Source organism: Paenibacillus sp. PAMC21692, from assembly GCF_014303795.1.
Classification (GTDB): domain Bacteria; phylum Bacillota; class Bacilli; order Paenibacillales; family Paenibacillaceae; genus Pristimantibacillus; species Pristimantibacillus agaridevorans.
Genome location: NZ_CP060293.1, coordinates 260,683 through 283,672 on the forward strand (window position 1 = coordinate 260,683; position 22,990 = coordinate 283,672).

Genomic DNA, 22,990 nt, shown 5'->3' on the forward strand with positions numbered 1-22,990 from the left:
TCTTAGTATAGAACTTAAAGCGGCACCCGGAGACGGGCAATGATGATGAGAAGGGTGGAATATATTGACCGGAATACGTTCATTCGGTTACTGTTTATTCAGGCAAAAGTTATGGCGGTCCCCGACCATCATGCCCGAAACGAGGTGAGCTGCGCAATGTTAAGAAAGCCCTTCCATACGATTCGCCAGAAGTTGATGGCGCTGCTGCTGATCGTGACGATTCTGCCCATTGCCACATCTATGTTCATCTCTTACAAGGCAACTACGGAATCCGTCACTCGGGAAGCCATCTCGAATAACAACAGGCTGCTTTCTCTCGGCAAGACGAATACGCTGAACTATATGAGCAATATTAACCAGAAGTCCCTCGCCGTATACAACGCCATGAACGTGCCGCAATCGCTGTACTACATTCTGGAGCACGGCATGGAGGACGAGGTGTTCCCTAATGATCTCACCGACGTCATCCGAAATCGCAATCTGCTGAAGGATCATCTCTACAATATTTTTCAGAGCGTGAGCGAATTCCATAAAGTGCGGCTGTACGTGGTCAAGCAGAATACGACCTATCTGCTCTGGGCTGACGATCTTAAGGTTGGCCGGCATCCCGAGCCGCTCGACATCGAGACGACCAAGGCGTATATCGAGCCGGCGCATGCCAGCCATAATTACGGCTTGGACCTAAAGTCTTCGCCGGACGACGAGCCCGTGTTCACGCTCCACCGCCCCATTATTCGCGCGCCAAGCGATGAGCTGCTCGCGGAGCTGTCCATCGATGTGAGGCTCAGCGTCCTGGCTTCGCTTAATGCGCAGCTGTACGATGCCGGCAAGGAGGCATTCTACATCGCGGACAGCGAGGGCAAGCTCGTATTGTCCTCCCCCATCGGGGACAAAGGGACAAGCATCGGCGTTCAAGAAGAGTCGGAGAAGACCGCCGATAACAAGGAGAAAGAGCCGGCAGGACCCGGAACGGCGCTCATGGACACCATCTTGTTGTCCGGAGCGGATACCGGCCACTTCGAATGGAAGCAAGACGGCTTCGACGGCATCGTCTTCTATGATCGGATCGTGACGCCTTTTATGGACTGGTACCTTATCAAGCAAACGCCTTACCAGCATCTCTACGGCACCGCGAACAGCATCGCCAAGCTAAATACCGCCGTTGGCGCCGCATTCCTCGGCATCGTCGTCATCGCGACGCTGATCATCTCCATCCGGTTTACCAAGCCGTTGCTGCGGCTGATCGGCTATGTAAACAAGATCGAAACGGGCAATCTAAACGTCTCCATCGATATCGAGACAAATGACGAGATCGGTCTGCTTGCCAAGCGGTTCCGCTCCATGATGGGCAAGATCAATCACCTCATCATGACGGAATACCGCCTGGAGATCGCCAGCAAGACGAACGAGCTCAAGGCGCTGCAGGCGCAGGTCAATCCCCACTTCCTGTACAACGCTTTGCAATCCATCGGGACCGTATCGCTCCAGAACGGCGACACGAAGGCTTATTCGCTTATTACGTCGCTCGGCAAGCTGATGCGCTACCAGATGAACAACATGGACGACTCGGTAGAGCTCAGGAGCGAGCTTGATTACGCCGCCGCTTATCTCGAGCTTCAAAAGCAACGCTTTGATACGACTCTGGAGATAGAACTGCGAATCGACGAAGCCAGTCGTGACATCCATGTGCCGAAAATGATTCTCCAGCCTCTACTCGAAAATTTCTTTAAGCATGGCTTTCAGCATTCGTTCGAAGAACCGTCGCGGCTGTTGGTCTCAAGCTCCTTGCTGAACGAGCCAAAGCGGCTTGTCCTCACCGTAAGCGATAACGGCGGCGGCATGGACGAGGACCGGCTGCGAGAGCTGCAACATGAGCTTTCGATGGCTGGCCTGCAAGCCGCAAGCCATCGGAAGGGCGAGGATGGAGACAGCGGCATCGGGCTTCGCAATATTATGGCGCGGCTGCGGCTGCAATCCCATCCCGAATCGACGATGACGCTCTCCCACGCCCAGCCGCACGGCCTGTCCATCACCATCCAAATTCCGCTTGAAGGAGGCCACGAAGCATGAAAGCTCTCATCGTCGACGACGAGAAACATGTACGCGAAGCGATCAAGCTGCTCGTCGATTGGAATTCGTACGGCATCGAAGACATTTACGAAGCGCGCGACGGCATCGAAGCGAGTGAGCTGATCGGAAGCCTGCAGCCGGAACTGGTCTTTACCGACATGATGATGCCGGGCATGGACGGCTCGACGCTGCTCTCCTGGGTCGCCAGCCATCATCCCGGCAGCAAGACGATCGTCATCAGCGGCCACGATGACTTCCAACTCGTTCGGGGAGCCGTCAAATCCGGCAGCGTGGACTATATTCTAAAGCCGATCGATCCCGAGCAGCTAAACGGAGCGATTGCCAAGGCCATCGAGGCTTGGCGCGCCGAGGAGCGGGAGCGGGCGATGAGCCGGGCCGTCCATATAGAGCTTAACCAACTCAAGCCCGTTTATCTGGAGCAGTACTTCTCTTCGGTGCTCAGCGAGCCCGGAGCCCAGGGAGGCTGGCCCCCCGCGGTGCTTCGAGAGCTGCGTCTGGCGGCGCCGGTCCCGCTTGTTCGTGCGGCCGTGGCCAGCCTATCGCTGTCCGCGCCCGGCATACGCGAGAAGTTCCCCGGCGATCAGGAGCTGATGTTTTTTGCGCTAACGAATATTTGCAACGAGATCCTTCTGGAGAGGGAGGCTGGTTATGCCTTCCGGTACTGGGGCAAGGAGCAGGAGCTGGTCTTGCTCTTCTGGGGCGAATGCGCCGGGGCGGCGGTCTTGCTTGGGGACATTCGAGAAGCTATGCGGCTGGCTATGAAGGCGTCCTTCGACTTCGGGCTGGGGCAGCCTGCGGCGTTCCCTTCGGAAGCGCTGACCTCCTACCGGCAAGCGAGACTAGCCCTGCTGCGCCGCAATGTCCTGAGCCGGAGCAGCGATCATGTCGTCTCCTTCGACGATACCGGGAGTAAGCGCGGCGCAACCTTGCTCTCCTTCCACGATCATGAGGAGCAGCTCCGTTTCGCGGTCCAAAGCGGCAACAGGGACCAGCTGCGGCGGGCGCTCGACGCATGGTTCTCGGTCATCGAGGGGAGCGGTTATCTGTCCTTCGAGGGTTTGCTGGACTGGCGTGAACACTTCGAGCGGACGAAGGCAATCTGGCTGGGGGAATCCGATGGTGGCGACACCGTGCTGGCGGAGAAGCCGGCTACCTCGGAGGAGAAGCTGCTTCATGGAAAGGAAGACGAGACTAAGAGCAGAGATAACGGCCTCTCGACGACGAGACCGCTTCCGCTTCATCCTTCGGGAGGTTTTCACTACGAGGCCTGGAAGGAAGCAGTGACCGAGGAGATGGAGACGATCTCCAAGCTGCTCTCGTCGGCCGACAAGGAGAAGGGGATCATCCACGAGATCGCGTTGTTTCTGGAGCAGCATGCCCATGAGGATATTACGCTGCAGGACGTCGCTAGCCGCTTCTTCCTTAGCCGCGAGTATATCTCCCGCAAGTTCAAGCAAGAGATGAACGAGAACGTCTCCGATTATATCGCGGGCATCCGGATGAAGCGGGCCAAGGAGCTGCTCGGCAATGCCAGTCTGCGAATATCGCAAATCGCGGAGCAGGTCGGCTTTCAGGACGAGAAGTACTTCAGCAAGGTGTTCAAGAAGTGGACCGGCTGCACGCCCGGCGACTATCGCAAGCAGCACTACGGCGGGCGGTAGGAGCGACGGCACGAATGACGACAAGTCCTGGCCAATACCGTGGGTACTCCGCCTGCGCATCTAAGGCCTGTCCGATGCTGCTGGGCCACTCCGACTACGCATCTGAGGCCTTTCATGCCGGGGCCATTACCCATCCGCGCAAGCGCAGTCCGTCATGCGATACGCGGCCAGCAACCGACCATAGCCGCTAAACCGCCTATACGACAACAACCCCGGGCCGTCGGCATCGCCGCGTTCCGGGGTTGTTCCTGCTTACGTTGCTAATGCATTCTTCGCCGAACCAATGCTTGCTAGCCTTTCATCTCGGACACAACTGCCGTCGAATTGACGATCGCAGGCAGCATTCTTTCGCTGCTGACCATCGGCGCGTTACACATCAGGCAAGTCGGAGTACGATCGAACGAAAAGTTGTCTCTCATCCAGCTGTTGCAGCCTTCCGTCTCGCATGCCCATATTTTCGTGTTTTCCTGCGGGATTTCTTCTAGCGGTTTTTTACGATTATACATGGCCAAGCCTCCTTCGCGCTTTCGCATTGACTCATGCCCGGTCCGGACGAGCAACACCGCCAAAAAACGGAAAACTGCCCCCACTTTTGCGGGTAGGGCAGTTTTCGTCTATAAGGCCGGCCTCGTTTGTGGAAAGGTCATGCCTAGCATTTTCAAATATCGATTATTGTACCATGTTCGCCCATAAAAGGCAAACGATTCGGCCCCGGCCCCGACTCCGTAATGACTTGAACCTCGGGAGCAGGATTAGCAGGCTTTATACAACCGGACAAGTTATTTATACGCAATTCGGGGTGAAATTATGTGGGACTTTAGGCATATATCCCCATTTTGCTCCATCCCTTCACTTCCGCCTATCAGGCCTTGCCGCTTTCCGCCGCAACGCCTTTCTTTTTCGTAGCACCTTTGCCGTTGCCAGGGTTGCCAGGGTTGCCCGAGTTGCCCGGTCCATCCGGGCCGACCTTCGTCTCCGGCTTAAACAGCTTGCCCAACAGAAAGGACTGGGCGATCATAAACAAGCCGCCCGTGACCCAGTACAGCGAGATCGCCGCCGGCGCGAACATCGCGAACGCCCCCATCATAATCGGCGAGAGATAACCCAGGAAGGCCAGCTGTTTGGCCTGATCATTCGTATTGCCGGCCTGGGTGACCTTGAATTGTATGAAATAGACGATGGCGGCGATGATCGGCAGAAGCATATCCGGTTCGCCGAGCTTGAACCACAAGAAGGAATGGGTGGACAGCTCCGGCGTCATCCGTATCGCGGAGTACAGCCCCATCAGAATCGGCATCTGGATCAGCATGGGCAGGCAGCCGATCGCGAGCGGATTCACGTTATGCTTTTGATACAGCGCCATCATCTCTTGCTGCTTCTTCGCCAGGCTGTCTGCGTCCTTCTTGTCCTTGTATTTGGCTTCGAGCTCTTTCAGCTCCGGCTGAAGCGCCGCCATCTTGCCCTTCATCGTCATCTGCGACTTATACTGGCGAAGCATGAGCGGGAACAAGACAAGACGGATTATGATCGTGATCGCCATGATCGCCAGCCCGTAACTGTCCTGGAACAGGCCAGCCATCCAAACGATGAACTCAGACAGCGGATAAATGACGTAGTGGTTAAACACGCCAGGCGTGTCTCCGTTAATTTCGCCCGTCGTATTGCCGCAGCCGGTAAGGGCGAACAGGCTCACGAGCAGCAGCGTTATACCGATAATTCGTATCGTCTTGGAACGGGACGGGAATGCGGCGGTTGATCCGGTTGATTGATTACTTGGCATATATAGCCTCCTCGTTGGTTGTGTGGTTGCGTCTCCAACGAGGACGTGCAGGCCGAATCGTCATCATCCGGCGCCGACTTTCGCTTCACATAGCGGATCAGCCAAAGGCCGACCGCCATGACAAAGGTCGCCAGCTGCGGCAGGGCGATGATCCATATTTGCATCTTTGCGGTGCCCTTCGCGTATTCCGCGCTTGCTTCCCGCAGATGGATGCTGTACGAATAAGCGATCGTGCATAACAAGCTGATCGAAAATAAATACGGCAGCCAATCGTGCAGCTCCAGTTCCAACATCTTCGCATTCCCTCCCTTCCGTATTCGTTAATTCCATTCTAAAGCATCTCTGCCGATAATCATACGTGACGATTATGGAATGGCAACAAAATTTCGGCAGTCTGCTTCATCAACATTAATAAATCAGGATTCCTTTATCCAGAACCGACTTGTTCTGCGCTTGATTGCCCAAAAGATATACTTTCTGCAGATGGGGCAGATGCGCTAGAGGCTCTACATTGGAGATGGCGTTATTCTCCAAATGAAGCACCTCTATTCGTTCCCAGTCCTTCATGAAATCCAGCGTTTGAATGGAATCGTCCTGCATGGTAAAGGATCGCAAAGCCGCCATATCCGCGAAATAATGCATCACGTTCTCCGCATCGTTCAACCAGTCGCCATTGCCTATGCGAAAGGACGGCTGATTCAACGTTAAATGCTCTAGCGTGTTATTGGCAAAGGATTCCTGATCATCGAATTGAAAACTGCATTCCGTGCAGGTAATCGCCTTTACATGCTGCAATTGGAATAACGCGCTTGTTTCCTCAAAGAAATAGGTCTCGTTGAAATGCAACGTGCGCAGATCCGTCAGTCGATTTAACGATGGAATACCTGTGAAATTCCCGCTCTCCTTTAACGAAAGCTGTTCCAAACGCGGGTATTTCGCCAAATCCGCTCCATCCAGGTCTTCGCTGAATAGATCAACCGTTAACGATTGCAAAACAGGCGCGGTTAATTCCAATAGGAGCTTGCTTTGCAGTTCGGCCTTCTTCAAATTCGGCAAAGAGATCGGCGATTTCGCGCCGTGATAACCCGTTAAGGACAGCTCGGTCAGCGAAGTCAAACTATTAACGGCTTCAACCGACTCCAGCTTGTGCGGAGACGTTAATCGCAGGCTCGTCAATGACGTTTTATCCCTAAGGCGTTCTAAATTCGTGATAGGAACATAATCAAGATCAAGCGATTGCAAGTTAGGCATGTTTTGCATAAAATCGATCGTTTTTAAATTTTCCACCATCGACAGCTTTAGTTCCTGCAATTGACTCAGCGAATACAACGCGCTGAAATCCGTCTCCTTGCTATAGTTTACGGACAAGGATTTCAAACCGGTCAGCGAGGACAACCATCCCAAATGATCGACCGCCGTCAAAGATAAGGATTGCAACGGAAGCTGATTCAGCAAGTGGAAATCCGTAACGGTTTCGTCGACGTAAGAAATTTCGAGCGTTTGCAGCTTCGGAAACTTTAATAATAGGGCCAATTCTTCGTTGCTTCGAATTTGCGTCGAGAGTTTTACGATTTGGGAGTTATCGCCAAAGTAGTTCGCGATTCGCCGAAAGGATTCATTAAAGCCGCCGGCATATGCCTTTATTCCTTGCAGATGGCGGAAACCTACATCCGTTCCTTGCGAAACCTCGTACTCGTTCATCAGATTCAACTCGGCTAGTCCGCTAAAAGCCTCGAAGTCCTTTTGCTCGATCCTTTGCGTATTCAATAGCTTGTCGTGAATCGCGTAGTCGATGAATTCAGCCTGCCCGTTGGTGAACGGATCGTCCATGCTATAGGTGAACCGCCACCGGTCTTCTTCATCATGGCGAACCGACAAATAACGGATCTTCGCGATTTCTTCCTCCGTAGGCATCGCATCGCCTTTATCAAACACATCCCTCAAAAAGAAAAGAAGCACTTCGCTTTCCGGCATGGTTCGGACCGTGGATGTTGTTGCGCCGCTTTGCTCCGCCGGATTGCCGTTCAAGAAAAAATAGCCGGCTATTAACCCGATGAGCATAATGGGCATGATCCATAGCTTCCTTAGATTCGTGCCGGGGCGGGCAGCTCCGGAGGAAGGAGCCGTCCCGTAATAATGATTAATCGTTTGGTCCACATAGTACACGTTGTTTTCCTTCAACAATAACTCCGCATCGCAAAATAGGCATTTATAGATCTGCCCTTCCTTATATTCGATCTTCCCGTTGCAATTCGGACAATTCAGTTTGATCACATTCACCCGCGGCCCTCCAATCTTGAAGACGTTACTTTAAATCAAGTTTATTATTACGGAGCCGAAATTCCAATAGTTTCAGGAATTAGATGCGGATTTCAAGCGTCTATTCTCGTTTTTCCCGCGCTCAATCTATGATATGATGGGACAAACTACTTTTTTTAACAAGGAGAACCAATTCGTGCCCACATCATCCAAAATTTTCATTAGCTCTGTTGCTCAAGATGCCATCACGCATCTTCGGATAGGTGCATTTGAGGAATTGTCGAGATTGGGACACGATCCTCAGATGTTCGAAAAGAACTTCGGCCCATGGCCGAATTTCCAGACAGGCGTTGATCATTGCTTGAAAAAGGTCAGCGAATGCGACTTGTACTGCCTGTTTATCCATACCAAGGGCGGCTCCATGACGTCGAACGGTTATACGGTTACCCATCTGGAATATTTGCGAGCCGTCTCCGACAGCAAGATGATGATGCTTTATTGCGAAAGCACGATCATGGATGCCTACTTCAAATTCAGATGGATCATCGCCAAATACATCGAAGAGTTTAAACTTTCCCAGGGTAGAATGCCGCACAATAACGAGGTCGTGGATTTCCTGGAGATGGAGTCGGAGAAAAATCCGGCGTCCGGCATCCCGTCCAAACATCAAATCGATACCTATGTCTGGGTGCTGCTGCATGATATCGTCATGGTCAAAGGCCATTATGTCGAGAAGCTCTCGTGGGGACATACGGTTCCATGGGCATCCTATCTAAGCGATCTGCTCCAGCAAGGACTTCAGCTTCTTCCGAAAAGATCGTTGTACGAGGAAAGCTCCCAGCTCGCCCTCGCCTTCGGGGATTTCACTTCGTTCGCGAAACAAGTCGTATCGGACCATGTCCGAATCAGCGAATTGCTGGAAGGGCGCCGGCTGCTAAACCGTTCCATCCGCATGCTTACACGCTCGGAGATTACGGCCGGCCCGGTTAACGGAAGCATCGGGAGCGTCAAAGCCTGCTCCGCCATCTGCTTGTTTCATCACGAAGGGAACTCGCTGACGGTGCAGTACTACGCAGGAGACACGAACGGGAATTACGACTTCGAGGTAGGCGACCCCAGCTCATTTGTATCCTATACGTACAATAACCTGCAGGACGGTGTACCGGGGTTGTTTTATTGGGAGTCGAGGCGGCTATTCTATCTGACTTACAAGCTGGGGGAATACGTGATCTCGTACCATTTCCCGGAGGATACCGCCTGGAGCTCGCAGCTGTACGCCGACTACACGGATGATATCATTAATGGTATACTGAACACACACGCTAACGGAATGATCATCGAATTATTGAATTCTCTTATAGGGGGGTTACAGAAATGAGCAAAAAACCGACTCGCTTGCCGGCCGCGCAAGACGGATGGCATGCCCAAACAACTGCCAACGCCCTGTCCCCTGATAAAACCGTCATCGCCGTCAACAAACAAGGAACCGTCCTGCATATGCAGAGAAACGGCATGTCCGCCATCGGCAAGGACACCTTGCTGTTCGTCCCGACCACTCGTTATACGGACAACATCATCCATCATAAGCATCAACGCTTGAATGAGCTTAACAATACGTTGACCGGTCTGACCGTAGAAGGTTAACGGCTCAATCCGCACGCCTAATACAATGGCCCTCGCCTGGAATCCAGGGAGGGCCATTTTACATTCAGTTAAGCATGAATGACTTGAGTGGTACCATGGATTCCTCGGGAACGTAGTATTTAAATTTATTATCACTTATTTGACCAAGCAACTGGCGGCGAATAGGATCAGCATCCTTAAGAAGCTCCTCTGAAGCAACATGATAGTCTATAGGTCTCATCCATATTGGGCTGTAGCCTAAGAACAGCTGTCTTCTCGTATATTCCGATGTGTTGGGCGAACCCGCATGCCATAAATTTTGGGCAAATATAAACACATCTCCCGGTTTTCCGCATACTTGCTCCTCACCGTCCAGCTGTTGACGCACATCCCTGTGATTGGGGTCATACGGCTTTTTATGGCTGCCCGGAATTACTTTTGTATTGCCTCGATTAGGCTCCGACATATCACTCAATATATAGCAGGCTTTGATGTAGTAAGTCGCGGTCAGCCTTTCTATAACCGGAAACTTTGGATTGGGTCCGTCCTGATGCCAGTCGATAAAGCTCTGGGATGTTGTTTGCACGTCATTTGGATTTGGTTTTCGAATTGTCAGATGTGATATATGAAGTTGGATATTATAGCCTAGCAAATTAACAATCAAGGGGAGAATGGTTGGCTCATCGATTAACGAAGCTATTTCTGGATGAAGCTCGACGCTATTATAAATATTATAAGCTAGCGACTCCGGCTCATTCTCGATGATTGTATCGATGACGGAATTCAAGCGAGCAACCTTCTCCTGTGACAGAACGCTTGGTATAACCAAATAACCCTTCTCGTTAAATTGATTCATTAACCCTTTGATGTCAAGCTGTTTGATACTCATTTCCTCGCCTCCCACTTGTAATTAGTTTCATTATATTTGATTGTATTTCCTGTTATAATGGATAAAATAAATAATTTTCTTGTATATAATTTCAATGCTCAAGGGGGCCAGCCAATGGTGGAGCGCGATCAGTTTCAAGAGCCGAATTTAATTTATCATGTGTATATTAAAGATGCTGTGCAATTTCAAAAAACACATGATACTTATGATCATTGGGCCTTATTTATTGTCGAGTCCGGCGGCTTTGAATATAGGCTGGGAGAGCAAAGCGGCAATGCCGTTCAAGGCGATATGGTGCTCTGTCCCCCTGGCTTAACCTTCTATCGCGCTACTGATGGACTCTCTTTTCATCTAATCGGTTTTCATTGGCTTACTGCTGCTTATGAGGTGGATTTAGACCCTCTCGCATTTCCTTATACAGGTAAGCTCCGCCTAATGAATAATAAAAGATTAGTATCCACAATTGCACAATTACGCGAAGCTGGTTACTTAAATTCGAATGTAGTTCTTCCTTATAAAAAACATTTGCTGCGAGATTTACTTTATACGTTGCAAATAGAGCTATACGATCAAAACTTAAATCAACTGTTTACCGAGGACCCGCTTCTCCAGCTTGTAGTCCATAAGATTAAGCAGAATGCCGAATTCGGTGTATCGTTAAAATCAATTGCATATGAAATAGGAATTAGTCAGGTACAGTTAACAAGGCTATTCAAGCAGGAATTTCGAATTTCGCCTAATGCCTACGCAACGAATCTTAGGATGGATAAAGTGAAGAAACTACTGATTAATTCGTCGCTCACTCTTGAACAAATCTCGGAGCATTGCGGCTTCGCCGACGAGCATCATTTGAGCAAAAGCTTTAAGAAACAATTTGCCATTAACCCCTCGGCTTACCGTAAAACTTATCAAGTATAGTCAAACTAAATTCTTAGAATTAGAAGAAGACAAGCAGAATATGAATACCTCCGCTTGTCTTTCTAGTTCAATTCGTTAGCTGCCGTAGCCTAGCTGATTGAGTTGCGCTTTAGCGCTATCTAATAACAATGTATAATTCATCGATGTCTCTAATGTTTTGAGGAAATCTTCATACTCTGTTAGAGGACGCTTGTCATAAACAAATTTTGCGATTTCTTCTTCGATAAATCGATCGGCATCTGCCGCGTTAAAACCTTCAGGAATATCAATAAACCCGTTTAACGCCTCAATACGCTTCTGGTCATTGGCAAATTTTATCGATTCCGACTGAAGCGCGAACTTCGCTTGCAAATATTCCATCTCCGGCCTTCCAGTAAATTGGTAGAGCCAAGAGTGTCCTACCTCGCCCGCTTTATCCGTCATTTTCAGCGTGCCGTCTTCTAATGTGAAATGAGTGTCTTTCACCCCGAATTGGACAAGAAGCGATCCTCCGTCAGGATCCGAAATATAGTTCAACAGATCAAAAACTCGCTGCAGCTTCTCAGGGTCCTTCTCGATCGCTTTCGGAATAGCAAATCTACCCGCAGTGGCCCCTATATCCCATGAAGAGTCGTTTTGTCCTCCAGGTCCAACCGGTGCTTCTATTTGCAGCCACTCGGCATTTGGATTTACAGTCTTAATTTGCTCTACGAATTGTTCCTTTGTCATATTAGGCCAATCGATGTGTACGATGCCGGCTTGGCCTTTAATGGATTTCTCCTGATGCTGCAATCCGGTGTTAGCCAATAGTTCAGGGTCAACAGATCCAGAAGAGATCATTTGTTTGATAAACGCCAAAGCATCTTTCATTGCCGGATCGTACAAAGCATTTAATACTGATCCATCCTTAACATAAAAGTTTCCTGGGGATCCAACGCCGAATGCTCCGAACACGGGTGCAAAGGCGCTTAATTTCCCTCCGGTTAGACCGAAAGTGTCTTGTTTACTATTGCCGTCAGGATCATTTTTAGTAAATGCTTCCGCAACTTTTGCCAGCTCTTCAATCGTTGTTGGAACTTCTAATTTTAATGTATCCAACCAATCCTTGCGAATCCAATAGGTGTTGTAAGGGATTTGGGGCGATTTCGAGATAGCATATACTTTCCCGTCAACCATTCCCTTCTTAACCGTTTCTTCTCCAATGAAATCAATTGTTTTCTTTAACTGATCCATGTATGGCGTCAAATCAAGCAGGAGTCCTTGTTTCGAGAATTGAAGCAGCTGTTGACGGCTCAACATAAACAAATCCGGAAAATTACCCGACGCCATACGAACGTTTAATTGATTCGTATAATCGTCTCCTGAAGGATATACCGTTAAATTCAAATCGATATTTAATGCTTTGTCCAGTTCTTGTTTGATACTGTCTTTGTCCGGGGCCGGCAGATTATTTCCGGTTTCGATAATTTCAAGCTTGATCGTTTTATTGCTTGCTTCAGTTGGCGCTGCTGAGGCTGGAGCACTAGGCTTCTCCGTATTTGTAGGCGCGGTTCCTGTATTCTTGTTCGAATTACTCCCTCCCGAGCACGCAGCGAGCATCACAATTAGAAGTGTTATGGATAAAAGAATGGATAAACCTTTTCTCATTTTCATATCCCCTATCTTTAATGTGTATATTGAATAGGCGCGCATAGCTGGCCAGTTATCTATGCAGCCTAAATCAACCTTTGATAGATCCGAGCAGCATTCCTTTTGTAAAGTGCTTCTGGAGGAAAGGATATATGACAATAACGGGCACGCTTGCAATCATTACCGCAGCCATCTGCATGGTCTGCGTCGGCATCATATTCTCTGCGTTCTCAAGCGGCTGTTGGCTTTGCATTAATAATTCTCTAACGATAACCTGCAGCGGGAACAACGTACGATCCGTCACGTAGAAGATAGCTTGGAAAAATTCATTCCAATGCCCGACTAAATAGAACAGGCCTACAGTTAGCAATACCGGTATAGATAGCGGCGTCACAATCTGAATCAGAATACGAAACTCCTTGGCTCCATCCATTCTTGCGGATTCGAACAGTTCCTCGGGTAATCCCTCAAAAAAGCTTTTCATAATAAGCACATTAAAGCTCCACACCGCATTAGGAAGAATCATGGCCCAAATCGAATCCAACAAACCAACGGATTTGACTACCAAGTATGTGGGGATTATACCTCCGCTGAATAATAAGGTGAAAACAATCATCAGAAGAAAAAAGTTTCTTGCAGGCAAATTTCTTCGTGATAAAGGATAGGCCATTAAGCTGGTTAAAATGATATTAACAGCCGTCCCTACTACAGTGATCCATATCGTTATTTTGAAAGCTTGCGGAATATTGGATTCTGTAAGCAATGTTCGATAAGCCGTAAATGTAATTTCTCTCGGAAATAATATAAAGCCTCCGTTGCGAAGCACTTCGCCAAATGGGGTTATCGATACGGATATGACATACAAAATCGGTAGAATGGCCGCCAGCCCGCAAATAATGAGTATGAGATATACGAATGAATCAAAAAGCTTGTCATCCAGCCTCTTTACCAAATTGCTTCACCCCATTTCTTCGCGATCTGATTAGCGATAACGACAAGGACTAATCCAATGACCGACTTAAACAAACCGACTGCCGAAGCCAGACTAAAGTTCAATTGCTGTAAACCAGTACGGTACACCCATGTATCGAGAATATCCGCGACGGGATACACTTGAATATTGTATAAAATATAAATTTGATCGAAGCCCGCATCAAGTAAATGGCCGAGCTTAAGAATAAAGAGAAGAACGATAATGCTTCGAATTCCAGGCAACGTTATATGCCAGATCATACGAAGACGATTTGCGCCATCCACTTTGGCGGCCTCATAAAGCGTAGGGTCGATTCCGGACATTGCCGCCAAATAGATAATCGCCCCCCAACCCAAATTTTGCCATACCTCTGAGCCGACAAGAATACTTCGGAAGTAATCGGTTGATGTTAAAAACGGGATAGAGGTTCCGCCCGCTTCTACAATCCAACGATTGATTAATCCGCCATTTTGCGAAAACAACGTTAATAAAATTCCGAAAATAATGACCCATGATAAAAAATGCGGCATGTAAGTCAATGTCTGTACAATTGATTTCAACCAACGCACACGACACTCATTCAATAAGATTGCCATAATTATGGGAGGCAAAGTGCCCCAAACAAGCTTGTAAATGCTGATTAATAAAGTATTGCTTAACAATTGACTGAAATAGGGGGATTGATAAAAAGTTTGAAAATGTTTGTACCATGGGTTTATCCACGGACTTCCCGTTATTCCTTCCATAATTGCATAGTCCTTAAAAGCGATTATGACGCCATACATCGGAAGATATCGGAAAATAATAAAGTAAATGACGCCAGGGAGCAACATGATGTAGAATGCCCGGAAACGCCAGATGACTCGCATCATGGATTGCAATTTCATTAGTGGAACAAGCTGCGCCCGCGGGGATTGTTTAAAACCGGATTTGGCTTCCATTGCTTCCCTCCTTCATGTATGCGTTTTCATTTTATGAATTAAGTATAGTTTTTTTACAGGGAACACCGATATACATAAAATCAGTAAAAATGTTTGAATTTAGTTAATCCCAAATGCCCAGATTTTCTTCATTCTCACTTAGCAGCGGTATGTCTAATCGGATAATGGTTCCTTTTCCTTTAACACTTCTTATACGCATGCCATACTGCTCGCCATAGTGAATTTGAATTCTCTCATGTACATTTCGCAGACCAATCCCTGTAAATCTAAATCGTGATCGTTCATGTTCATTTGAATCATCTAACAGCTTCTTCACTTCATCACTCGAAATACCGACTCCATTATCACAAACATAAAATCTGACAACTCCCTTTTCCAGCCTTCCTTTAATTAGAATGTGGCCGCCATTTTTCGGCGTAAGTCCATGGAATAAAGCATTTTCTACTAAAGGTTGAAGCGTTAGCTTTAAAATACGGTATTGTAAAAGGCTCTCCTCGCAATGAATCTCGTATTGATACTGATCCCCATATCTAATTTGTTGAATATACATATACATACGTAGACATTCGAGCTCCTCCTCAATTGGAACAAACTCAGATTGCCTATCGAAGCTGAAGCTAAGCAGCTTGATTAAAGATCGAATCGTCTCGCGAACCTCATCGATCCTTTGCTGCTTCGCCAAGCTGCTAATACAACCGAGCGTATTGTACAGAAAATGAGGAGCGATCTGGCTGCGCAGCATTTTAAGCTCGTATCCCTTCTTCGATTCTTCCGCTGACTTCGTTTTTTTAAGTAAAACTTGAATTCTCTCCAGCATGGCATTATAGCTTAGCATTAACCTTCCAATCTCATCTCTTCTCGTTACCGGCAGCTTCGTTACGACCTGCAAATCGTTGAGCCTATCCATCCTCTCAACAAATCTGCGAATAGGCATCGTAAAGGAACGGCTCATTAAATAGGCGCTAATCAGCAATATGATAATCCAAATGAAACTTGCCGTTCTGTAGTTGTCATTTAACCTTTGCAAATCCTTGTAGAAATAATCCTCCTCGATAAAAGCCGCTAATGACCAGCCTAATCGATTCGAGGTCGATTTCACAGCAACTAATGACTTCATATCATCCAACAGGATGCTGCTTACCCCCAACTTAAGAGAAACAAGCTGCTCCTGAAATTCCGACTGTAATACTGGCGGGTAGGTCGCATGTTGATAGGGCAGCAATTTATCGCTAATTCCCAGTCGATTAATAACATTTCCATCCTTCGTAAACAGCACATAGGATTGATTGTTCTTGGGTGTAATTTGCATGGATAACATTTCCAAATCCACTTCCGCTACTACAACGCCTTTAAATTTTGTTTGGGCATCCAATATTGGGAGAACATAAGCCAGCGTGTGTCCAGACAAAGGAGAGTAATACGGCTCACTGACATTTATTCCGCCATAATTTTGCAACGCAAGCTCGTAAAGCTCCTGCAAATGAGGATTGCCTATTATGTCGTAAAAAACCTGTGAGCTAGCATATACCTTGCCATCCGTTCTAATCATATATAGTGATTTGGCTATTGTATTATTTCTAGAAGCAAAGGTCCGCAGTGTCTCAAGAGCTTTTTCTTCGTTATTCTCCTCAAGCAACTCAGACTGGGTTGATAGAAGCAATAAAATGTTTTCCACATTGTCCAGACTGGCATCTATATATTGGTTCGTTCGACTCACCAACAGCTCGGCGTCATTAATCATTTGATTACGGAGCAAGCTCTCGGATTCATGCAAATTTCTCCATGCCAGCAGCATAAAGAGGGTTAAAGTCACAATAAACATATAAATGAACTGCTTCGTAGCTAAGCCCAAGCTACCATACCAGCGTAACAGCCTCAGCATCATTCTCTCCCCCGAACTTGTTTTTTAGGAATGAACTTTATACTTTGCGCTTATAGTCAGTCGGAGAAACCCCTGTCCAATTACGGAACATGACTGTAAAGTACCTATAGCTGGGAATGCCAACCTCTTCAGCGATTTCATACACTTTCATATTCGTTTGTTTAAGAAGCTCTACAGCCTTCTCCATTCGCATTTGCGTAATATATTGCGTCACCGAGGTCCCTGTTTCTTCGCGAAACAATCGACTGACATATTGCGGACTTAAACCAACCTGCTCGGCAATAATTGGAAGGGATATTGGTTGCTTCATATTGTCTTTTATCCACTGAAGCGCTAATCGAATTTCATGACGCGAATGTGTTTTCCCATTCTCGATCTCTATGATTCTCCTGCATACTATGTCAATAAGCTGAGATAAGCTTTTGACTTCCAGCATGGACGTTATATTCAAAAGAAGCAGTTCCCCTCCTCCTTGCTGATTGATCCACTCAACGAGCCAGCCTATTAAATATTGCTTTAACTGTTCTGGTTGAACCCGCAGAAACATACACCATTCGAAAAACGCATTCTTCATGCACTCCACTAGCGACTCCGAATTCCAAGCAGCTTTTCTAAGCATCTCGGTCATTTCCTTAATATGCATCTCTGTCATAGCTTGTAATGGCTGCGGATGACCGTAGTAGACAAGGTTATCTTCTACACGATCGTAGAATAATGCTTCTCTCCACAGCGTAGTATTTTCGACCGATTGGACGAGCTCGTCGCTCGAAGCAAAAAACTCGCTAATAACAACTTGAATACGATGCTTATCATCAACTAAAGAAGCCCCATCAGTCATTAAAGATACTAGTTGTTGTACTCGTGCCTCAATAGAAGGTAAGAGAGGCGTAATTTCCTTTCCGGATAACGTCATCATCACAAAATACTCTTGCTTGCGTACGGTTAACCATGTTATACAATTTGAATCAGAACTCTCCATGTCAGAAAACATTTGTTCCATTTGTGGTTGAGCTGCTAAAAACACAGAATCCGGCGCATCAAACATAAAGTGAACCAACACATAGGTAGTCTGGCCATCTAACCGAATTGCGCTCCAATCTGCGTAATGCAATGGATGGCCTTGGAGCAGCTTTTCGAAAAGCGCGGCTTGCAGTTGTCTTAACTCGGATTTTTCATTATCCAGAGACTTTCGTTCTTTTGCGACAGCTTGCCTAACTTTATCCAAAGCTCGTTTCATTTCCTGCTCATCAATAGTAGCCTTCAACATATATTCAAGAGCGCCTATGCGGAGCGCCTCCTGTGCATAATGAAATTCACTATGACATGTCAGCAAAATAATTTGTACAATTGGGTATCTCTTTTTTAGTTCGCGTATAAGTATGATTCCATCCATAACCGGCATTGTTATATCTGTAATGACAACATCCGGGACAAAAGTCTCGCAAATCCTTAACGCCTCTTCTCCATTGCTAGCTTCCCCAATAAGTACAGCGTCGCAATCCTCCCACGGAAACATCCGAAGCTCCTGTCTTAATGGCAACTCATCATCGACAATTAAAACATTTAAGGGCCTCATGGACATAAATGACATAGAACCATCCTCTCCTGATCCTTCATTTCCTGTAAGCGCAATCATAGTATCGAATATTATAGCTTATGCCCCTGTGCCCGACAATCAATCGATTTTCAACAAAAAAACAAGCTACCTGGAAGCTTGCCGGTAGCTTGTCTATGCATCTACTTGAACATCACACGAAAGACTCGTCATCATTCACTTGCAGCATTCCCTTCCTATTTCTAGGTACCCTCCCGCAACTCGCTGACCGTTATCCCTTAATGGAACCCAGCATGGCGCCCTTGGCGAAATGCTTCTGCAAGAAAGGATATACGAGCAAAATCGGCAGCGTCGCCACGACAATGACGGCCATCTTGATCGTCTGATCCGGCGGCGGCACCGCGGAGTCCAGATCGGAGCTGTAATCCATGCCGCTGGCAAGCACGACAATCTGGCGAAGAAGAACCTGAATCGGCCATTTCAGACTATCGTTGAGATACAGGATGGCGCTCAAGTAGGTGTTCCAATACGTTACTGCGTAAAAAAGAGATAATGTAGCGATCGCCGGCATGGACAACGGGAGCACGATCCGGAACAGGATGCCGAAGTCGCTGCAGCCATCGATCTTCGCCGATTCTTCCAATCCCTCGGGGATGTTCTGGAAGAAATTGCGCATGATAATGAGGTTAAACGCGCTGATCGATGTAGGAACAACTAACGCCAAATAGCTGTCGATCATGCCGAGCTCGCGTACCACCAGGAACGTTGGGATAAGCCCGCCGCTAAACAACATCGTAAATACGACGAGGAACATAATGCCTCTGCGTCCGTCCAGGTCGCGCCTGGAGAGCCCGTAGGCCATAAGCGCCGTCAGCAGCATGCTGAACAGCGTACCAAATACCGTAATGCCGATGGAGACACCCATCGCCCGGAAGATGGTGTTCGTCGAGAAGATGAACTTGTAGGCGTCGAAGCTCCACACTGTCGGGAACAAGATAAACTTCTTGACCGCCATCTCGGCGCTCGTCGTGAAAGAGCCGGCTACGACGTGCAAGAACGGAAGCACCGTCACCAGCGCGATGATCGCGAGCAACGTATAGTTGACGGCGGCGAACACGCGTCCGCTCACCGTTCTGTCTTCCACCATGGGGTTAGCCTCCTCTACTTTAATAAACGCCCTCTTCGCCCATGCGCTTCGCCAGCTTGTTCGCCAAGACGACCAGCACGAGCCCGATAAATGACTTGAAGAAACCGATGGCCGTGCTGTAGCTGAATTGGCCTTGCTGCAGCGCCGCCGTGTAGACATAGGTATCGATAATCTCCGCAACGTCGCGGTTCATGGAATTCAGAAGCAGATACACATGCTCGAAGCCGAGCTCGAGGACATCCCCGATCTTTAGGATGAGCAGGATAATGATAACGCTCCGGATCGCCGGCAGCGTAATATGCCAGACTTGCCTGAGCCGGCCGGCGCCGTCCATGCGCGCAGCCTCATACAGCTGCGGGTCGACCGACGCGATCGCGGCCAAATATATGATCGTTCCCCAGCCCGCCTCGCGCCATATCACCTGGATGATATAGGTTGGCCGGAACCATTCGGTGCTGAGCAGGAAATTGATTTTTTCGAAGCCGAGGTAGGCCAGCATTTCATTAATGATGCCTCCGTCCATGGTCAGCATGACGAAACCGATGGACACGATAATGACCCACGACATGAAATGGGGCAAATAAACGAGCGTCTGAAAAAAACGTTTGAAAAACGTGATTCTTACTTCGTTCAGCATCAAGGCGAGCAGGATCGGAATCGGAAAATAAAAGAGCAGGTTCATGCCGAATAACAGAAGCGTATTGGTCAGAATCTTCATAAAATCCGGTTCGGTGAACAGTCTTTCGAAGTGCTTGAGGCCAACCCACTCGCTTCCCGCGAAGCCCCAATGCGGCTTGTAGTCCTGGAACGCGATGGTGAGTCCGAACATGGGAACGTACTTGAATGCAATGAAATACAGAATGCCCGGCAATATCATGACATAAAGCCATTTGTTCCGCCAAAGGCGTCTCTTCAGTTCGCTGCTGCTGCGGGGCTTTGCCGCTCCTTGCTTGATCTCCGTTGCTGCTGCGTGCTGCATGCTGGTTCTTCCTTTCCTGGGGAGTGGTTGCGGCCGCCCTTGAGAAACAAGGGAGGAGGATAGACGGAGCAAAAGGCTCGCCATGTCGGCCATGGCTTCGCGACATCAGGGCTCGCCGCCCGTTTGCGGTCCGTTAGCGACATCATGACTCTCAGTCCGCTTGCGGTCCGTTCGCGACGCCATGACTCCCAGTCCGCCTGCGGTCGTCCGCGACATCATGGCTCGCGGTCCGCCTGCGGTCCGTTCGGGACGCTATGACTCCCAGTCCGCCTGCGGTCGTCCGCGACATCATGGCTCGCGGTCCGTTTGCGGTCCGTTAGCGACACCATGACTCGCGCCTCGTCATCCTCCTCTTTGCCCCTACTTGCTTAATGTCCGCTTATCCGCTTATTGCTTATTGCTTGAACGCCGCCGAGAACTCCTCGATCATTTGCGCGCCGCCGCGGCCTTTCCAATCTTCGATGGCTTTGTCGTAGCCGGCTCTGTCGATGTCTCCGTAGATGTACTTGTACGTCGCGTCCTTAATCAGCTCTTGCAGTTGCGTGCCCTTCTCCGTAAATGTCGCGGAATCCAGCGGCGCCGTCGGATCGTGCACCGCGACCTTCTCGCTCTCCACAATAAGCTGCTCCGCATGGACGCGAACCGCCAAGTCGTGGAAGCCCTCCAGCATGCCGTTTGTCTCCGGCTCGCCAATGACGCTGTCCTTGTAACCTTTGACTTCGCGCTCCGTCAGCTCCGCGTTGTCGGAAGCCTTGGCCTTGCCATCCTGCACGTTATAATGCGTGCCTTCGATGCCCCAGTACATCAGGTTGGCCACTTCCGGCGTCATCATCTTGTCGAAAAACGCCAGCACCTTCTTAAGCTGCTCCTCGTCCTTGATCGCACCCTTAGGGAACAGCACGACGTTGTTATAGCCCGGAATCGCCCAAGACGCATTCTCGCCGTTCGGTCCCGTCACCACGTTTTGCACCTCGATGACCGCATCTGGAACGTTCTTCACGAGATCCTTGTTCAGCGAGTTGACGTCTTGCAGAGAACCGATATAGACGCCGGCTTTGCCGCTCGTGAACAGGTTGATCTGGTCCGTCTTGCTCGTCGCCGCGAAGTCGACGTTCATGAGTTTGTTGTCGCGGATTTTCTTCATGAAATCCATCGTCGCCACGTACTGGTCGAACGCGAACTCCGGCTGCAGGCCGCCGTCCTTCTCGCCCCAGTTGTTAGGCGTTCCGAAGTAGGCGGAGAGCGTCTTGAACGCGCCGTAGATGAGATCGTTGCGGTCCGTCAAGCCCAGCGTGTCGTTCTGGCCGTTTTTGTCCGGATCGCCATTCGTAAACTTCTCGATCATCGCGTACAGCTCGTCGATGGTGGTCGGTGCGCCAAGGCCGAGGTTATCCGCCCAATCCTTGCGGTAGATGATGCCTTGGCGGGCCAGCGGACGTCCGATGTAAAGAGAATACAGTTTGCCGTCGACCTTCGTATTGTTCAGAATCTCCGGCTTCAGCTTGTTCAGGTTCGGGAATTCGGCGAGGTAAGGACCGATCTCCCAGAACTGGCCGTCGCGGATCGCGCCTTTCATCTGCAGGAAGGTCGCCTGGTTCTTCAGATACGTCACTTGCGGCAGGGAGCCTGTCGCGAAGGAAGCGTTCAGTTTCTCTTCGTACGTGTCCGCAGGGAAAAATTGATAAGTCAGCTTCGTGTTCGTCAACTTCTCGAGTTCTTTCTTGATCGTGTCCGGCGGCGTCTCCGAGATATTAAGCGGTAGCATGATCGTGATTTCGGTTGGTTTCTCCGGCTCGGCCGGTTTTTCCGTCGCCTGTGTCGCGCCTCCGCTGCTTTGAGTCAGGTCTGGGGTGCTTGCGTTATTGCCGTTGCCTCCCGAACATGCGGTTACTATCATGCTAAGCGTGAGGATGCTGCCCAATGCAATGGCTTTTTTGTTCATTCGCCTTGACCTCCGATTTGTTTGGTTGGATGCATTGCCCCTAACTGGGACGATTAGAGCGTAGCATCGCCGCAATCGGTGCCGAAACAATCATTTGCTCATATCGCCGCTTCCCGCCCGCGCCTCTGAGGTAATGATTATCGGGCAGCGGAGATGACACTCCGACCAAGCTCTAACCCGACTTCCCCGGGTTGCAGCTTCCAAAGTTGCTCCGGCGAGGCCTGGAACCCGATTTTCTCGGGCTATTGCGCTCGGCAGCGCCTGCTCTGCTCCTATAGCCCGATTTTCTCGGGCTATTGCGATCGGCAGCGCCTGCTCTGCTCCTATAGCCCGATTTTCTCGGGCTATTGCGCTCGGCAGCGCTTGCCCCGCTCCTATAGCCCGATTTTCTCGGGCTATTGCGCTCGGTAGCGCTTGCCCTGCTCCTATAGCCCGATTTTCTCGGGCTATTGCGATCGGCAGCGCCTGCTCTGCTCCTATAGCCCGATTTTCTCGGGCTATTGCGCTCGGCAGCGCTTGCCCCGCTCCTATAGCCCGATTTTCTCGGGCTATTGCGCTCGGTAGCGCCTGCCCCGCTCCTATAGCCCGATTTTCTCGGGCTATTGCGCTCGGCAGCGCTTGCCCCGCTCCTATAGCCCGATTTTCTCGGGCTATTGCGCTCGGCAGCGCTTGCTCCGCTCCAATAGCCCGATTTTCTCGGGCTATTGAGATCGGCAGCGCCCTGCAGCATACGAAAAGGCCC

19 protein-coding genes are annotated in these 22,990 nt (G+C 49.3%); 5 read left to right on the forward strand and 14 right to left on the reverse strand.

What is annotated here, in order from left to right; all coding sequences use genetic code 11:
- The first annotated feature begins 156 nt into the window (after positions 1 to 156).
- A complete protein-coding gene (locus tag H7F31_RS01120; RefSeq protein ID WP_187102644.1) occupies positions 157 to 2,070 on the forward strand; it encodes a cache domain-containing sensor histidine kinase in 1,914 nt (637 codons plus the stop codon).
- Positions 2,067 to 3,752 carry a response regulator gene (locus H7F31_RS01125; protein WP_187102645.1) on the forward strand — a complete coding sequence of 562 codons (1,686 nt, stop codon included), beginning with the start codon at positions 2,067 to 2,069 and terminating at the stop codon, positions 3,750 to 3,752. The genes H7F31_RS01120 and H7F31_RS01125 overlap by 4 nt, the downstream gene beginning before the upstream one ends.
- A 290-nt stretch (positions 3,753 to 4,042) precedes the next feature.
- Here the strand turns inward: H7F31_RS01125 and H7F31_RS01130 are convergent, their stop codons facing one another.
- From H7F31_RS01130 to H7F31_RS01145, 4 genes are all read right to left on the reverse strand, one after another.
- A complete protein-coding gene (locus H7F31_RS01130; protein WP_087571338.1) occupies positions 4,043 to 4,258 on the reverse strand; it encodes a cold-shock protein in 216 nt (71 codons plus the stop codon).
- A 356-nt stretch (positions 4,259 to 4,614) separates the two neighbouring features.
- Positions 4,615 to 5,532 carry a membrane protein insertase YidC gene (gene yidC / locus H7F31_RS01135; RefSeq protein ID WP_187102646.1) on the reverse strand — a complete coding sequence of 306 codons (918 nt, stop codon included), beginning with the start codon at positions 5,530 to 5,532 and terminating at the stop codon, positions 4,615 to 4,617.
- Positions 5,457 to 5,825, reverse strand: coding sequence for a hypothetical protein (locus H7F31_RS01140; protein WP_187102647.1), 369 nt, complete (start codon positions 5,823 to 5,825; stop codon positions 5,457 to 5,459). The genes yidC and H7F31_RS01140 overlap by 76 nt, the downstream gene beginning before the upstream one ends.
- Positions 5,826 to 5,940: 115 nt before the next feature.
- A complete protein-coding gene (locus H7F31_RS01145; protein WP_187102648.1) occupies positions 5,941 to 7,812 on the reverse strand; it encodes a leucine-rich repeat domain-containing protein in 1,872 nt (623 codons plus the stop codon).
- 175 nt (positions 7,813 to 7,987) lie between these two features.
- Between H7F31_RS01145 and H7F31_RS01150 the strand changes: the two genes are divergently transcribed.
- Complete coding sequence (locus tag H7F31_RS01150) at positions 7,988 to 9,169, forward strand: DUF4062 domain-containing protein (protein ID WP_187102649.1); 1,182 nt, start codon at positions 7,988 to 7,990, stop codon at positions 9,167 to 9,169.
- A complete protein-coding gene (locus tag H7F31_RS01155; RefSeq protein ID WP_187102650.1) occupies positions 9,166 to 9,435 on the forward strand; it encodes a hypothetical protein in 270 nt (89 codons plus the stop codon). Before H7F31_RS01150 ends, H7F31_RS01155 begins: the two co-directional genes overlap by 4 nt.
- Positions 9,436 to 9,499: 64 nt before the next feature.
- On the opposite strand, the gene H7F31_RS01160 is transcribed toward H7F31_RS01155, so the two are convergent.
- Positions 9,500 to 10,303, reverse strand: coding sequence for a phytanoyl-CoA dioxygenase family protein (locus tag H7F31_RS01160; protein WP_187102651.1), 804 nt, complete (start codon positions 10,301 to 10,303; stop codon positions 9,500 to 9,502).
- A 114-nt stretch (positions 10,304 to 10,417) separates the two neighbouring features.
- Here H7F31_RS01160 and H7F31_RS01165 point away from each other — a divergent pair, with 114 nt between their 5' ends.
- Complete coding sequence (locus H7F31_RS01165) at positions 10,418 to 11,221, forward strand: AraC family transcriptional regulator (RefSeq protein WP_261800260.1); 804 nt, start codon at positions 10,418 to 10,420, stop codon at positions 11,219 to 11,221.
- 75 nt (positions 11,222 to 11,296) lie between these two features.
- On the opposite strand, the gene H7F31_RS01170 is transcribed toward H7F31_RS01165, so the two are convergent.
- From H7F31_RS01170 to H7F31_RS01210, 9 genes are all read right to left on the reverse strand, one after another.
- Entirely contained in the window at positions 11,297 to 12,853 is a 1,557-nt protein-coding gene (locus H7F31_RS01170; RefSeq protein ID WP_397373664.1) for an extracellular solute-binding protein, read from the reverse strand.
- A gap of 67 nt (positions 12,854 to 12,920) precedes the next feature.
- A complete protein-coding gene (locus H7F31_RS01175; protein ID WP_187102652.1) occupies positions 12,921 to 13,781 on the reverse strand; it encodes a carbohydrate ABC transporter permease in 861 nt (286 codons plus the stop codon).
- On the reverse strand, positions 13,775 to 14,689 hold the full coding sequence (locus H7F31_RS01180; RefSeq protein WP_087571389.1) for an ABC transporter permease: 915 nt from the start codon (positions 14,687 to 14,689) through the stop codon (positions 13,775 to 13,777). The genes H7F31_RS01175 and H7F31_RS01180 overlap by 7 nt, the downstream gene beginning before the upstream one ends.
- Positions 14,690 to 14,846: 157 nt before the next feature.
- Complete coding sequence (locus H7F31_RS01185) at positions 14,847 to 16,628, reverse strand: cache domain-containing sensor histidine kinase (protein WP_261800262.1); 1,782 nt, start codon at positions 16,626 to 16,628, stop codon at positions 14,847 to 14,849.
- Between the two features lie 34 nt (positions 16,629 to 16,662).
- On the reverse strand, positions 16,663 to 18,216 hold the full coding sequence (locus H7F31_RS01190) for a helix-turn-helix domain-containing protein (RefSeq protein WP_261800263.1): 1,554 nt from the start codon (positions 18,214 to 18,216) through the stop codon (positions 16,663 to 16,665).
- Between the two features lie 235 nt (positions 18,217 to 18,451).
- Positions 18,452 to 19,327 (reverse strand): carbohydrate ABC transporter permease, encoded by an 876-nt coding sequence (locus H7F31_RS01195; RefSeq protein WP_187102653.1) that lies wholly within the window; start codon positions 19,325 to 19,327, stop codon positions 18,452 to 18,454.
- Between the two features lie 19 nt (positions 19,328 to 19,346).
- Positions 19,347 to 20,306: an ABC transporter permease gene (locus tag H7F31_RS01200; RefSeq protein ID WP_087571328.1), complete on the reverse strand. Its 960-nt coding sequence runs from the start codon at positions 20,304 to 20,306 to the stop codon at positions 19,347 to 19,349.
- Positions 20,307 to 20,700: 394 nt separating this feature from the next.
- A complete protein-coding gene (locus H7F31_RS01205; RefSeq protein WP_187102654.1) occupies positions 20,701 to 22,248 on the reverse strand; it encodes an extracellular solute-binding protein in 1,548 nt (515 codons plus the stop codon).
- Positions 22,249 to 22,420: 172 nt separating this feature from the next.
- The gene (locus H7F31_RS01210; protein WP_187102655.1) at positions 22,421 to 22,978 is read right to left on the reverse strand and encodes a hypothetical protein; all 558 of its coding nucleotides are present in this window, start codon (positions 22,976 to 22,978) and stop codon (positions 22,421 to 22,423) included.
- Positions 22,979 to 22,990 lie beyond the last annotated feature (12 nt).

Excerpts from the sequence above, each read along its gene's own strand:
- H7F31_RS01120 (WP_187102644.1), top strand. The coding sequence starts at position 157 with ATGTTAAGAAAGCCCTTCCATACGATTCGCCAGAAGTTGATGGCGCTG.
- H7F31_RS01125 (WP_187102645.1), top strand. The coding sequence starts at position 2,067 with ATGAAAGCTCTCATCGTCGACGACGAGAAACATGTACGCGAAGCGATC.
- H7F31_RS01130 (WP_087571338.1), bottom strand. The coding sequence starts at position 4,258 with ATGTATAATCGTAAAAAACCGCTAGAAGAAATCCCGCAGGAAAACACG.
- yidC (WP_187102646.1), bottom strand. The coding sequence starts at position 5,532 with ATGCCAAGTAATCAATCAACCGGATCAACCGCCGCATTCCCGTCCCGT.
- H7F31_RS01140 (WP_187102647.1), bottom strand. The coding sequence starts at position 5,825 with ATGTTGGAACTGGAGCTGCACGATTGGCTGCCGTATTTATTTTCGATC.
- H7F31_RS01155 (WP_187102650.1), top strand. The coding sequence starts at position 9,166 with ATGAGCAAAAAACCGACTCGCTTGCCGGCCGCGCAAGACGGATGGCAT.
- H7F31_RS01160 (WP_187102651.1), bottom strand. The coding sequence starts at position 10,303 with ATGAGTATCAAACAGCTTGACATCAAAGGGTTAATGAATCAATTTAAC.
- H7F31_RS01165 (WP_261800260.1), top strand. The coding sequence starts at position 10,418 with ATGGTGGAGCGCGATCAGTTTCAAGAGCCGAATTTAATTTATCATGTG.
- H7F31_RS01170 (WP_397373664.1), bottom strand. The coding sequence starts at position 12,853 with ATGAAAATGAGAAAAGGTTTATCCATTCTTTTATCCATAACACTTCTA.
- H7F31_RS01180 (WP_087571389.1), bottom strand. The coding sequence starts at position 14,689 with ATGAAATTGCAATCCATGATGCGAGTCATCTGGCGTTTCCGGGCATTC.
- H7F31_RS01185 (WP_261800262.1), bottom strand. The coding sequence starts at position 16,628 with ATGATGCTGAGGCTGTTACGCTGGTATGGTAGCTTGGGCTTAGCTACG.
- H7F31_RS01190 (WP_261800263.1), bottom strand. The coding sequence starts at position 18,216 with ATGTCATTTATGTCCATGAGGCCCTTAAATGTTTTAATTGTCGATGAT.
- H7F31_RS01195 (WP_187102653.1), bottom strand. The coding sequence starts at position 19,327 with ATGGTGGAAGACAGAACGGTGAGCGGACGCGTGTTCGCCGCCGTCAAC.
- H7F31_RS01200 (WP_087571328.1), bottom strand. The coding sequence starts at position 20,306 with ATGCAGCACGCAGCAGCAACGGAGATCAAGCAAGGAGCGGCAAAGCCC.
- H7F31_RS01205 (WP_187102654.1), bottom strand. The coding sequence starts at position 22,248 with ATGAACAAAAAAGCCATTGCATTGGGCAGCATCCTCACGCTTAGCATG.
- H7F31_RS01210 (WP_187102655.1), bottom strand. The coding sequence starts at position 22,978 with ATGCTGCAGGGCGCTGCCGATCTCAATAGCCCGAGAAAATCGGGCTAT.